Annotated in this window: 9 protein-coding genes; 4 read left to right on the forward strand and 5 right to left on the reverse strand. The window is 73.6% G+C overall.

Annotated elements, in window-relative coordinates; translation table 11 throughout:
- Window positions 1-3: 3 nt before the first annotated feature.
- Genes O7546_RS10795 through O7546_RS10810 form a run of 4 tightly spaced genes read right to left on the reverse strand, consistent with a single transcriptional unit; the run spans window position 4 to window position 5,280 of the window.
- Window positions 4-1,788, reverse strand: a complete 1,785-nt coding sequence (locus O7546_RS10795) for an IucA/IucC family siderophore biosynthesis protein (RefSeq protein ID WP_269696684.1) — start codon at window positions 1,786-1,788, stop codon at window positions 4-6.
- Window positions 1,785-2,369, reverse strand: coding sequence for a GNAT family N-acetyltransferase (locus O7546_RS10800; protein WP_194800127.1), 585 nt, complete (start codon window positions 2,367-2,369; stop codon window positions 1,785-1,787). The genes O7546_RS10795 and O7546_RS10800 overlap by 4 nt, the downstream gene beginning before the upstream one ends.
- 53 nt (window positions 2,370-2,422) lie before the next feature.
- Window positions 2,423-3,697: a lysine N(6)-hydroxylase/L-ornithine N(5)-oxygenase family protein gene (locus tag O7546_RS10805; RefSeq protein WP_194799926.1), complete on the reverse strand. Its 1,275-nt coding sequence runs from the start codon at window positions 3,695-3,697 to the stop codon at window positions 2,423-2,425.
- 26 nt (window positions 3,698-3,723) lie between these two features.
- Window positions 3,724-5,280, reverse strand: a complete 1,557-nt coding sequence (locus tag O7546_RS10810) for an aspartate aminotransferase family protein (protein WP_228531753.1) — start codon at window positions 5,278-5,280, stop codon at window positions 3,724-3,726.
- A gap of 226 nt (window positions 5,281-5,506) precedes the next feature.
- Here O7546_RS10810 and O7546_RS10815 point away from each other — a divergent pair, with 226 nt between their 5' ends.
- Window positions 5,507-7,543, forward strand: coding sequence for a penicillin acylase family protein (locus O7546_RS10815; protein WP_281600855.1), 2,037 nt, complete (start codon window positions 5,507-5,509; stop codon window positions 7,541-7,543).
- Entirely contained in the window at window positions 7,540-8,097 is a 558-nt protein-coding gene (locus O7546_RS10820; protein WP_194799928.1) for a GNAT family N-acetyltransferase, read from the forward strand. The genes O7546_RS10815 and O7546_RS10820 overlap by 4 nt, the downstream gene beginning before the upstream one ends.
- Window positions 8,098-8,110: 13 nt before the next feature.
- On the opposite strand, the gene O7546_RS10825 is transcribed toward O7546_RS10820, so the two are convergent.
- A complete protein-coding gene (locus O7546_RS10825; protein ID WP_281600856.1) occupies window positions 8,111-10,336 on the reverse strand; it encodes a hypothetical protein in 2,226 nt (741 codons plus the stop codon).
- 208 nt (window positions 10,337-10,544) lie between these two features.
- On the opposite strand from O7546_RS10825, the gene O7546_RS10830 reads away from it, so the two are divergent.
- Both O7546_RS10830 and O7546_RS10835 read left to right on the forward strand, forming a co-directional pair.
- Window positions 10,545-11,447: a redoxin gene (locus tag O7546_RS10830; protein WP_194799930.1), complete on the forward strand. Its 903-nt coding sequence runs from the start codon at window positions 10,545-10,547 to the stop codon at window positions 11,445-11,447.
- Window positions 11,448-11,469: 22 nt separating this feature from the next.
- A complete protein-coding gene (locus O7546_RS10835) occupies window positions 11,470-12,693 on the forward strand; it encodes an epoxide hydrolase family protein (protein ID WP_281600857.1) in 1,224 nt (407 codons plus the stop codon).
- Window positions 12,694-12,744: the final 51 nt, after the last annotated feature.

Consider the following 12,744-nt stretch of genomic DNA (forward strand, 5'->3'; position numbering starts at 1 on the left):
TCGTCATGCGCGCGGCGCGTACGGGGCGAGCGGGTTGACCAGCGTGCCGGCGAACTGCAACGCGGCCGACGGGTCGGACAGGTCCACCATCTGCTGGTTGTTGCGCAGCTGGAGCCGGTTGAGGCAGGACAGCGTGAACTCCGGCGCGAACAGGTCGTGCCGGCGCATCCGGTCGGCCAGGTGCGGCACCGTGGCGGCGTAGTCGGTGGCGCACGCGGCGACGGTGCGCCAGAACTCGTCCTGGTCGAGCACGCCGCGGGTGTGCAGGGTGGCGCTGAGGTGCCGCAGGAAGCAGTCGAAGACGTCGGTGAAGATGGACAGGATCTTCTCGCCCTCGGGCACGGCGGCCCGGATCCGTCCCACCCGCTCGGGCAGGTCCGCGTCCGGGTCCATCACCACGATCTCCTCGGCGATGTCCTTGAACACGGCCCGCTCGACCACGCCGTCGCGCAGCACCAGGATGACGTTCTCGCCGTGCGGCATGAACGCCAGGTCGTAGGCGTACAGGCTGTGCAGCAGCGGCACCAGGTAGGCGTCCAGGTAGCGGCGCAGCCAGTCGGCCGGCGCCAGCCCCGACTCGTCGATCAGCGCCGCGGCCAGCGACCGCCCGTCGGAGTCCAGGTGCAGCAGCGAGGCCATGGTGGCCAGCCGCCGCCCGGGTTCCAGCCCGGGTACCGGGCTCTCCCGCCACAGCGCCGCCAGCATCTTCCGGTACGGGGAGTACCTGTCGGTCGCCGCCTCGTACTGCCGGTGGCGGTAGCCGATCGCGGCCCGCTCCCGGATGATCGACAGTCGGGTGCGCCTGAGCACCGGGTCGCCCTCGATCAGCCCGGCCAGCCAGTCGTTGATGGCCGGCGTCGCCTCCATGTACGCGGCGGACAGGCCACGCATGAAGCCCATGTTCAGCACCGACAGCGCGGTCTTGACGTAGTGCTTCGCCGGGTCGCTGACGTTGAAGAAGGTCCGGATGGACTGCTGCGCGAGGTATTCGTCCGGCCCCTCGCCGAGGCAGACCAGCCGGCGCCGGGCCACCTCACCGGCGAACGTGACGGCGAGCTTGTTCCACCACTGCCACGGGTGCACCGGGACGAACAGATAGTCGGCCGGGTCCAGGCCCAGCCCGGTGAGCGTGGCGGTGAACCCGGCCAGCGTCTGCTCGCCCAGCTCGGCCCGCATCAGCGTGTCGTAGTCCAGGTCGCCGGCGCAGGTGAACGTGGTGTGGTCGCGGTGCGCGGCGAGCCAGAGCAGCCGTACCGGCGCGGCGGCCTCCGGGGCGTACGCGTGGTACTCGTGCACGCCGAAGCCGATGCGGCCGTTGTTCGCCACGAAGCAGGGGTGTCCCTCGGTCATGCCGGTCTCGATCGCCTGGAACCCGGCGGCGGCCAGCTCGGCGGCGCTCACTGCGGGCTTGGCCAGCTTGTACGCGGTCCCGGCGAGCGTGGAGGTGATCTCCTCCAGGTAGACCGGCAGGATCGCGTCGGTGAGGCCGAGTGCGCCGCGCAGCTCCACGCAGAGGTCCACGGCGTCGGGCGGCAGGTCAGCGCCGTCGCGGCGGCGCACGATGCTGTCCGCGTCGACCTCCCAGTGGTCCAGCGCCAGCCGCTGCGCCGCGAACCGGTACTCGACGGCGCCGTCGTCGCTGCGGACCAGCCACCGTCCCGGGCCGTCGGGCTCGGGGGTGATCAGGCGCTCGTGGGCGAACTCGGCGAGCGCCTTGCGCACCAGCAGCCGGTTTGCCGTCGCCCACGCCTCGGGGGTCAGGTGGTCCACGGATGCGCTGGCGTTCACGCCGGTGCCCCTTTCTCGCCTGTGGGCGCGCCGGTGGCGGCCCGGAACTGGTCCCGGGTGCAGAAGCTGAGCAGCGCCTCCTTCTCGGGCTTGCGGATCGGGCCGACGACGGTGAAGCCGACTGCCGCGTTGAGTGCGTGCACGGCGGTGTTGCGCACGTCCGGTTCCACCACCACCCGGCGGGTCGCCGGGTCGGCGAACAGCCAGGCCATCACGGTGGTGATGACGGCACGGGTGAAGCCGTGCACCGGCGTGTCGGCGGGTGCGCAGAGGAAGTGCATGCCCACGTCGCCGGGCTCCGGGTCGTACAGGCCGGCCAGCTCGACGTGCGCCGGGTCGTACCGTTCGGCCAGGAACGCCGGGCTGCCGCGCCACGACCCCAGGTACGCGTCGTGGTGCGGGTGGTCGGCGATGCGCCGGTACTCCTCGGCGACCGCGTCAACGTCGGCGTCCTGCATCAGCCAGAACGCGGACTTGGGATGGGTCACCCAGCGGTGCAGCAGCGCGGCGTCGGCGTCCGGGTCCAGCGGGCGCAGCGTGAACTCGCCCAGCGCGTCGTCGATGCGGGTGAAGCTGGTCATGCCGGGCTGTTTGGGCATGCGCTCGCGGCCCTCGCTTCGCTCGGTGCGCTCGCTCATGCCGGTACTCCGAACTCCTGGAACGCGATGGTCTTCTCCACCGGGTAGTGCTCCCGGCCGGTCATCTCCCGGATCAGCCACGAGTTGCGGTACGGGCCCATGCCGAGGTCGGGCGAGGTGATGCTGTGCGTGTGGGTGCCGCCGTTCTGGAGGAACACGCCGCGGCCGGTGTGGTCGACGCTGTAGTTGCGGGCCACGTCGAAGCGGCCGTGCGCGTCGAAGCGCAGCCGGTCGCGTACCGGCGCGAGGAACTCCGGCACCCGGTAGTGGTAGCCGGTGGCCAGCACCAGCCCCTGCGTGTCCAGCGTGAACGCGCGGTTCTGCTCGGTGTGGCGCAGCCCGAGCCGGTAGCGACCGTCGGTGTACGCCGCCTCGACCAGTTCGGTGTTGGTGAGCAGGCGGGTGGGCACCGGCCCGGGCAGGCTCTTGGCGTACAGCAGGTCGTAGATGTCGTTGATCAGGTCGGCGTTGATGCCCTTGAACAGCGGCTTCTGCGCGGCCTCCAGCGCGTAGCGGGTCGGCTCGGGCAGTGCGTGGAAGTAGTCCACGTAGTCCGGTGAGGTCATCTCCAGCGTGAGCTTTGTGTACTCCAGCGGGAAGAACCGGGGCGAGCGGGTCACCCAGGTGAGCTGGTAGCCGTACGTGTCGATGTCACCGAGCAGGTCGTGGTAGATCTCGGCGGCGCTCTGGCCGCTGCCGACGATCGTGATGCTGTCCTTGGCCCGCAGCGCCTCCCGGTGTTCCAGGTAGCGCGAGTTGTGGATCATGTCACCGCCGAGCCCGGTGCAGGCCGGCGGCAGGTACGGCGGTGTGCCGGTGCCGAGCACGAGGTGCCGGGCCCGGTGCGTGACCGGCCCGTCCGGCGTGTCGGCGTGCACCACGTACCTGTCGTCGGCCTCGTCGTACTCGACGGCGGTGACGGCGTGCCGGAAGCGCAGGTTCGGCAGCTTGGCGGCGGCCCAACGGCAGTAGTCGTTGTACTCGGCGCGCAGCGGGAAGAAGCTCTCCCGGATGTAGAACGGGTAGAGCCGGCCGGTCTCCTTCAGGTAGCTCAGGAACGAGTACGGCGAGGTCGGGTCCGCGAGCGTGACCAGGTCGGCGATGAACGGCGTCTGGAGCCGGGTCGATTCGAGCAGCATGCCGGGATGCCAGTCGAAGCTGTCCCGCGCCTCCAGGAACAGTCCGTCGAGGTCGTCGATCGGGGCGGTGAGGCAGGCCAGTCCGAGGTTGTAGGGGCCCAGCCCGACGGCGATGAAGTCGTGGGTCGACATGGGGTTCTCGTTCTCCTCGACGGGGGTCAGCCGACCGGGCAGGACAGCTCGGTGGCGGTGGCGGTCCGGGCGTACCAGGCGGCGTGGTCGGCGACGAGGTCCAGCACGTGGGCGATGTCGTCCACTGTGGTCTCCGGGTTGAGCACTGTGAGCTTCAGGTGGTGGGCACCGTCGACCCGGGTGCCGGCGACCAGTGCCGCGCCGGAGGCGGCGAGCGCCTCGCGGGCGTACAGGTTGGCCTCGTCGACCAGGTCGGCGGCGAGGCCGGCGGGCCGGTACCGGAAGACCACTGTGCTCAGCTGCGACGGCGCGGCCACCTCGAAGCGCGGGTCGGCGTCGAGCCGCCGCCACGCCTGCGCCGCGAGATCGACGACCTGGTCGAAGAGCGCGCCGATCGCGTCCGGCCCCATGATCCGTAGGGTCAGCCAGAGCTTGCAGGCGTCGAACCGGCGGGTGGTCTGGATGCTCTTGTCGACCTGGTTCGGGATGCCCTGCTCGACCGCGCGGGCCGGGTTGAGGTAGTCGGCGTGCCAGGTGGCGTGGCGCAGCGTCCGGCCGTCGCGGACCAGCAGCGCGCTGGAGCTGACCGGCTGGAAGAACGACTTGTGGTAGTCCACAGTCACCGACGCGGCCCGTTCGATGCCGTCGAGCAGGTGCCGGCGGGTGGGGGAGACCAGCAGCCCGCAGCCGTACGCGGCGTCGACGTGCAGCCAGACGCCCGCGGCGGCGCAGATGTCGGCGATCTCCGGCAGCGGGTCGACGGTGCCGAAGTCGGTGGTGCCGGCGGTGGCGACGACGGCCATCACCACCTGACCGTCGCGGTGACAGCTGTCGATCGCGCGGGCCAGTTCGTCGGTGCTCATCCGGCGGTTCGCGTCGGTGGGCACGGTGAGCACCGCGTCGGCGGCCAGGCCGAGCAGCTTGGCGGCCTTCTGCACGCTGAAGTGCCCTGCTGCGGAGGTGATGACGCGAAGCCGGGACAGCACCTGTGGCCGGTCCGGCCGGCCGCCGGTGCCGCCCACCACCGTGCGGTACGCCTCCTCGCGCGCCAGCAGCAGCGCCTGGAGGTTCGACTGGGTGCCGCCGCTGGTGAAGACCCCGTCGGCGCCGGCGCCGAGCCCGATGCGCCCGGCCGTCCACTCGATCAGGCGGCGCTCCATCAGCGTCGCGCCGGCGCTCTGGTCCCAGGTGTCCAGTGAGGAGTTGACCGCGCTGAGGACCGCCTCGCCGAGCAGCGCCGGGATGACCACCGGGCAGTTCAGGTGGGCCAGGTAGCGCGGGTGGTGGAACCAGACGGCGTCGCGCAGCCACACGTCGTGCAGCTCGTCCAGGGCGGCGTCGGTGTCGCCGAGCGGCCGGTCCAGGTCGATGGCGCCGACGAGCGGGGCCAGTTCCTCGGGCGTGACGCCGGTGAACGGACGGTCCGCCTCGGCCACCCGGCGGGCCACCCGGTCCACGCCGCGCGCCAGCACGTCCCGGTAGCGCCCGAGCGAGCCGGCGTTGAACAGGTGGCCGCGTGCCGTGGCGGCGGCGCGGCCGGTGTCGGCGGGCGCGGCGCCGGTCGGGCTCCCGATCGAACTCATGCGACATCCCAGCGGTCGTACGGACAGGACGCGGCCAGAGCCGCGGCGATCAGGTTAGGTTAGGCTGGCCTAACTATCAAGCGCGACTCGGGATGCTTTGTCCCGGATGTGCCGCCGGTTGGCGCCCCGTCCGCGTCGCGGTAAGGTCGCCCTCGGTTAGGGGAGGTTATCCTAAGTTGACTGTCGAACGGAACCGTCGCCCGGCGCGCCGAGGTGGCGCGAGACGATGACACACGTCGATCGCGACCAGTGGGGCGTGCCCCAGCTGTGGGCCGGCGACGTCGACGCGCTCGCGCGTCTGCAGGGGCGTGTCGCCGCGCTGGACCGGGCCTGGCAGCTCAGCGTCGAACGATGGCGCGCCGAGGGTCGCCTGGCCGCCCACGTCGGCCCGGCCGAACTGGCGTGGGACCGGTTCGCCCGCCGCGTACGGCTGGACGACACCGCCCGGCGCTGCTACGAACGGCTCGACCCTGATACCCGGCGGTGGGTCGGGGCGTACGTCGACGGGGTCAACTCCGGGCTCGCCGAGGGCGCCGCCGCGGCACCCGAGTTCGCCGCCACCGGCGCCGCGCCCGAGCCCTGGCGCCCCTGGTCGCCGCTCGGCGTGTTCCTCGTCCAGCACGTGCTGTTCTCCACCTTCCCGAACAAGCTCTGGCACGCGCACGTGGCCCGGACGCTCGGCCCCGAGGCCACCGGACTGTTCGCGGTCGAGGGACCCGCCTCGTCCGGCAGCAACGCCTGGGCGCTGACCGCCGACCCGGCCACCGGGCGCGGCCCGCTGATCGCCGGTGACCCGCACCGGCTGCTCGAACTGCCCGGCGTCTACCAGCAGGTCCGGCTGGCCTGCCCGGAGTTCGACGTGGTCGGTCTCGCCTTCCCCGGCGTGCCGGGCCTGCCGCACTTCGGCCACACCGGCCACGTGGCCTGGGCCGTCACCAACGCGATGGCCGACTACCAGGACCTCTACCGCGAGCGGCTGCGCCGCGACGGCGACCGCGTGCTGGCGCGCGACGCCGACGGCTGGACCCCGGTCGCGCGTAACGTCGAGGAGATCGAGGTCCGCGGCGGCGACCCGGAGACGGTCGAGGTGATCGAGACGCCGCGCGGGCCGGTGATCGACCACGACCGGGTCACCGGCGAGGCCATCGCGCTGCGCGCCCCGAGCCGGGTGGAGGCCCGGCTCGGCTTCGAGGCGCTGCTGCCGCTGCTGCGCGCCCGGCGCGCCGCCGACGTCGCCGACGCGCTGCGCCACTGGGTCGAGCCGGTCAACAGCGTGCTCACCGCCGACACCAAGGGCGGCGTCCGCCGTCTGGTCGCCGGCCTGGTCCCGGTACGCGACGAACGCTGCCGCCGCGAACCCGTGCCGGCCTGGGAACCGGCCTACCGGTGGCGGGGCGACTACCTGCCGCTCGTGGACGAACCGGTCGACGGCGCGGCGGTGTGCGCCAACGACCGGCGCGACGACGTCGCAGCGCACGGTGTCGACTTCGCTCCGCCGCACCGGGCGCGCCGGATCCGCGCGCTGCTCGCCGAGGGCGCCGAGGCGTCCACAGTGCACACCGACGACCGGCTCCCGGCCGGCCCGCTGTACCGGCTGCTCGACCGGCTCGACCCGGGCCGGCTCGACGAACCCGCCCGCGCGCTGCTGCTGCGGCTGCGCGGATGGGACCGGGCGATGGCGGCCGGCTCGGCCGAGGCCGGCGCGTACGCGGCCTGGCGGGCGGCGTTGGCCCGGCGGTTGCGCGTACACCCGAGGTTGCGTGCCCTCGACGAGCCGTGCGGGTTCGACGAGCTGTTCGCCCCCTGGACCGACCCGGCCGCCCGGATCGGCCTGGCGCTGGACCACCTGGCCGCCGCGCTCGACCTCGCGGAACCGGCGGCCGAGGCGCTGGCCGAGGTGGCCGCCGGCCCGCCGCCCGGCGAGTGGGGCGGCCGGCACCTGCTGCACCCGGTGCACCTGGGCGTCGCCCCGGCGGTCACCGACGCGGTCACCGCGATGCGGCGGCGGGTGGCGCTGGCCGGTGACACCGACTGCGTGCTGGCCACCTCCAGCGTGCCGGGCGTGTCGGACGCCTGCTGGCGCGGCCCGGTGGCCCGCTACGTGTGGGACCTGACCGACCGGGCGGCCAGCCGCTGGATCGTCCCGTTCGGCGCGTCCGGGCGCCCCGGCGACGCGCACTTCGCCGACCAACTGACCCACTGGGCCGCCGGGACGCTGATCCCGGTGCCCGCCGGCCCCCTGACGGGAGACGAGACGACGTGATCCACCTGGAGCGCATCCCCGGCCTCGGCGAGCTGGCGCTGGAGCCGGTACGCCCCGACCGGGACGCCGGCCTGCTGCACGGCTGGGTGATCCGGCCCCGCAACCGGTTCTGGGGCATGGGCTCGCACACCGTCGACGAGGTACGCGAGATCTACGCGTTCGTCGACGGCCTGGAGACCCACCACGCGTACCTGATCCGGCTCGACGGCGAGCCGATCGGGCTGTTCCAGACCTACCAGCCGGAGGCGGACCCGGTCGGCGAGCGCTACCCGGTGCAGCCCGGCGACGTGGGGACGCATCTGCTGCTCGACGCGCCCCGGCCGTACCCGGGTTCGCTGACCGGCGCGGTCTTCCCGGCCCTGATCCGGTTCCTGCTGCGCGACCCGGCCGCGCGCCGGGTGGTGGTCGAGCCGGACGTGCGCAACGACGCCATGCTGCGCCGCCTGCGCATCGAGGGCTTCACGTTCGGCCCCGACATCGACATGCCGGACAAGCGGGCGAGGCTGGCGTTCCTCACCCGGGAACGGTTCGAGGCGGACCACCCGGCGGCGTGACACCCGGCCCGCGTCACGGCCCGGCGGCGCGCAGCCGCCCGGCCAGGTCCCGCACCGTCTCGGCGTACGCCGGGTCGTCCTCGGACGGGAGATGACCCTTGATCGGTGGCGGGACGCTGTCCCAGGGCGGGGCCACCAGGCTCTCCGGATCCCGGAGACGACGGTCCACAGTCGCCTCCGGGCCGGTGACGCGGGCCGGCTCGTCCGGGCGGTGCGGGGAGAAGATCCAGCCGCCCAGCGCGTCGGTGTCGCGCCACAGGTTGCGCCACCGCCAGCCGACCCGGCCGCCGATCCCGCGCAGCATCTCGCCGCCGACGTAGGCGGGGAACAGCCGGGCGTAGAGCCGGCGCAGCGGCGAGCTGTAGGTGAGCAGGGCGACCCGCGAGCTGACCTCCGCCGGCAGTTGCAGAACGGTGGCGGCGACGAGCACCGAGCCGTGGCTGTAGCCGGAGAGCAGCACCCCGTTGCCGCTGTGCACCAGGTGCGTGATGCGCCGGGCCAGCTCCGGCACGGCTCGCTCGGCGTAACAGGGCGGTGCGAACGGATGCGCCGCCCGGGGCCAGAACGTGGCCAGGTCGAAGAGCACGCCGACGTGGTGCCGGAACCCGGGACTGCGGTAGGCGAAGATCCCGGCGAGGATGAGGGCCAGCACCGCCGCCGAGATCGCCACCCCGCCCACCTCGATACCGAACATGACCAGCTCCGCCGGCACGTGCGTGCGGTGCTCCAGCGTCTCGCCCGGATCGGGACGGACCAGCGCCATCGCGGTGGTCGCCGCGCCCAGTCCGGCCATGACGGCGAACAGCACCGCCAGCGGCACCAGCAGGTCGGTGAACCGGGCCCGCACGATCATCGTCCGGACCTGCCGCAGCCGGGGCGCCGCCTCGGCCGGCGGCGACGGGAAGTCCCGCTCGACGATCGCCTCGGCGGCCCGCGTCCGGCCGCGCCTGGACACCAGCGCCACCACGGCCGCGACCACCAGGGTCACCAGCAGCGCCCGGAAGAAGCCGTAGATCGCCCAGGTGTATGCGTGCGCCGGACCCGGTATGTCGTCCGCCGGGGACACGCCCCGGTCCAGCAGGTCGGCGGTGCGCTGGACCAGCTCGGCGGAGTACGCCACCGCGAGCCCGCCCGCCGCCGCGGCGACCACGAGCGCCCCGAGGCCGTTCGGCGGCTGGTGGCCGCGGACCCGTAGGCGGTGCCAGATCAGCACCGCGGCCAGGCCGCCGAGCAGTACCGCGTGCGTGACCAGCAGCCAGGTCAGGATCGAGCCGTAGCCGGGCAGCCCGCCACCGGTACGCCAGCGGGCCGGGGCGAACAGCAGGTACCCGGCCACCACGACGGTGAGCCCGATCGCGGTGCCGCGCAGCACCCGGGCGACCCGGTCGCGTCGCGGGTCGGTGGGCGCCCGGTCGACGAGCGGCGGCACGCAGACCAGGACCAGGCAGGCGAGCAGCACCGCGCCGGTGACCGCCAGCAGCACCGCCACCGTGGGCGGGACGCCCTGCGCGGCCCGGGCGGCGAGGAGACAGCCGTCGAGGGTGGCGAAGGCCGCCGCGATGTGGATCGAGCGCAGCCGGCCCATCAGCGGCTCGGTGTCCCACTGGCCGATCGTGCTCAGCGGGGGCCCGGCGGACGCCCGCTCCGGCGCCCGGAACGCGGTGAACGAGCGGCCCGGCCGCCGGGCGCCCCACCAGACCAGGCTCACCGCGGCGGACGGGACCAGCGCCAGCACCACGAGCCGCAGCCCGACCGGCCGGCCGCCCATCCAGGACAGCCACTCCCGGTCGGCGACGCAGGCCGGGACGGACAGGCACTGCCAGGCCACCAGGTCCAGCGCGACCCCGGCCCCGGCGAGCACGTACAGCGCGGTCAGGCTCAACCCCAGTACCCGGCACAGCGCCCGCACCACCGCGCCGCCGACGGCGTCCCCCGGCCGCATCCACACGGCCACGTTGAGCAGCATGAAGGGCATCAGGAACAGCAGCGAGAGGGTACGCAGCGCGGTGCCGGACGGCAGGTCGTTCCACTGGTACGCCTCCAGCGTCACCCCGCTCGCGCCGCGCCCGTCGGCCAGGTCCGGACGGGGACGGTAGAAGCCGGCGCTGCGGTCGCCCGCGACCTGCCGGACCAGCGGCCTGCCCAGCACCTCGGCGGCCCCGCCCGCGGAGACCCCGTGCACCCGCAGCTCCACCACCTCGCCCGGTGGGGCCTGCGCCCGCCCTGGTCCAGCCGTCATCGACCCTCCGCGACGTCCCGGCCGCCCACGCCGCCTGCACGGCCCGCCCTCGGGTGGCGCAGCGTCCTACCCGGCCGGGCCGGAGGCAAACGCCCGCGCGGGCCCGGCGGACGTCCGTTCGAAGCCCCGCCGTCCGGGTAACCGCCGCCGGACGTACTCGGGAGGGAGATCGGATGACCGGCACACCATCACCGCGCGGCGCGCCCGGATGACGGGGGTCACGGCGGCGACCCGGCTGCCGCCGATCGACGTCAGCCGGTGGGTGAACTCGGCGCCGCTGACGCCGCAGGAGCTGCGTGGGCGCGTGGTCCTGGTGGACGTCTGGGAGTACACCTGCGTGAACTGGATCCGCACCTCCCCGTACGTGCGGGCGTGGCACCGTGACTACCGCGACCTGGGGCTCACGGTGATCGGCGCGCACGCGCCGGAGTTCGGCTTCGGCCGGCTTCCGGAGAACATCGACCGGGCGATCCGCGACCACGGGCTCACCTACCCGATCGCGATCGACGACGACTACACGTTCTGGCGTGCCCTGCGCAACGACGCCTGGCCGGCGAGGTACCTCTTCGACGCCGACGGGCGGCTGGCCGACCGCTGGGTCGGCGAGGGCGGCTACGACCGGACCGAGTCGCTGATCCGGCGGCTGGTCGAGGCCGCCACGCCCACTCCCGCGCTGCCGCCGGTCACCCCGGAGGTGACCGCGTTCGTGACCGGCCCGCAGCCCACGTACGCGGGGATGACCCCGGAGACCTATCTCGGCGCGGACCGGGGTGTGCCCGGCACGTACGAGCTGACCGGCGACTGGCGGGTCGAGGGCGAGTACGTCGAGACGGGCGGCGCCGGTGCGGAACTGGTCCTGCCGTTCACCGCCGGTGAGGTGAACCTGGTGGCCGACCCGGGACCGGAGGGACCGGTAGTGGTTCGGGTGCTGCTGGACGGGAAACCGGCAGCCGACGCGCGCGGCACCGACGTGGGACCGGACGGCCGGGCCCGGGTCGACCGGGCGGCCATGTTCCGGCTGGTCGACGGCGCGACGCCGGGGGAGCACCGGCTCACCCTGCGCGCCGAGCGGCCCGGTCTGCGCGCGTACGTCTTCACGTTCGGTCCCTGACCCGACCCGAGGAGGACAGCCCGTGGCCGTCAAGACCATGACGCGTACCGGCACCGACATCCGCGAGTTCCGTGTCGACGTGCCGGAGGAGGACCTGGCGGACCTGCGGTCCCGGCTCGCGGCCACCCGCTGGCCGGAGCGGCAGACAGTCGACGACCAGTCGCAGGGCGTGCCGCTGGAGACGAGTCAGGCGCTCGCCCGCTACTGGGCCACCGAGTACGACTGGCGCAAGGTCGAGGCGCGGCTGAACGACCTGCCGAACTTCGTCACCGAGATCGACGGCCTGGACATCCACTTCATCCACGTCCGGTCCCGGCACGCCGACGCGCTGCCGCTGATCGTCACGCACGGCTGGCCGGGGTCGGTGATCGAACAGCTGAAGATCATCGGCCCGCTCACCGACCCGACGGCACACGGCGGCAGCGCCTCGGACGCGTTCCACCTGGTGATCCCGTCGATGCCCGGCTACGGCTTCTCCGGCAAGCCGGACCGGCCCGGCTGGGACCCGCAGCACGTCGCCCGCGCCTGGACCGAGCTGATGCGGCGGCTGGGCTACACCCGCTTCGTGGCCCAGGGCGGCGACTGGGGCGCGCTGATCACCGACATGCTCGGCGTGCAGGCGCCGCCGGAACTCGCCGGCATCCACACGAACATGCCCTGCGTGGTGCCGCCGGACATCGACGCGCTGCTGCAGAGCGGCATCACCGGCGTGAACAACCCCCTCGAGGAGCTGCCGGCCGGGCTCTCGACCGAGGAGCGGGCCGCCTGCGAGCGGATCGACTTCTTCTGGAAGCACTCCGCGTACGCGCTGATCATGACGACCCGTCCGGAGACGCTCACGGCGCTCGCCGACTCGCCGGTCGGCCTGGCGACGTTCATGCTCGACCACGACGCGGCCAGCCTGGACCTGATCTGCGCCGCCTTCGCCGGGCGGCCCGGCGGGCTGAGCCGCGACGACATCCTGGACAATGTCACGCTCTACTGGCTGACCAACACGGGCGTGTCGTCGGCCCGGCTCTACGCGCAGAACGCGCTGTCGTTCTTCGCTGCCAAGGGCGTCCAGGTGCCGGCCGCGGTGAGCCAGTTCCCGGACGAGATCCTGCTCGCGCCGCGCAGCTGGGCGGAGCGGGCGTACCCGAACCTGATCCACTACAACACGCTGGACCGGGGTGGGCACTTCGCCGCCTGGGAGCAGCCGGAGCTGTTCGCCCAGGAGATGCGGGCGGCCTTCCGGTCGCTGCGCTGACCGACGGCGGACGCGGCCGGGTGGGGCGCCCACCCGGCCGCGTCGGTACGC

The sequence above is a fragment of the Micromonospora sp. WMMA1976 genome (assembly GCF_027497335.1).
GTDB lineage: Bacteria > Actinomycetota > Actinomycetes > Mycobacteriales > Micromonosporaceae > Micromonospora > Micromonospora aurantiaca.

Coding starts and splice junctions, on each gene's coding strand:
- O7546_RS10800 (WP_194800127.1), bottom strand. CDS start 2,369: ATGACCAGCTTCACCCGCATCGACGACGCGCTGGGCGAGTTCACGCTG.
- O7546_RS10805 (WP_194799926.1), bottom strand. CDS start 3,697: ATGTCGACCCACGACTTCATCGCCGTCGGGCTGGGCCCCTACAACCTC.
- O7546_RS10810 (WP_228531753.1), bottom strand. CDS start 5,280: ATGAGTTCGATCGGGAGCCCGACCGGCGCCGCGCCCGCCGACACCGGC.
- O7546_RS10815 (WP_281600855.1), top strand. CDS start 5,507: ATGACACACGTCGATCGCGACCAGTGGGGCGTGCCCCAGCTGTGGGCC.
- O7546_RS10825 (WP_281600856.1), bottom strand. CDS start 10,336: ATGACGGCTGGACCAGGGCGGGCGCAGGCCCCACCGGGCGAGGTGGTG.
- O7546_RS10830 (WP_194799930.1), top strand. CDS start 10,545: ATGACGGGGGTCACGGCGGCGACCCGGCTGCCGCCGATCGACGTCAGC.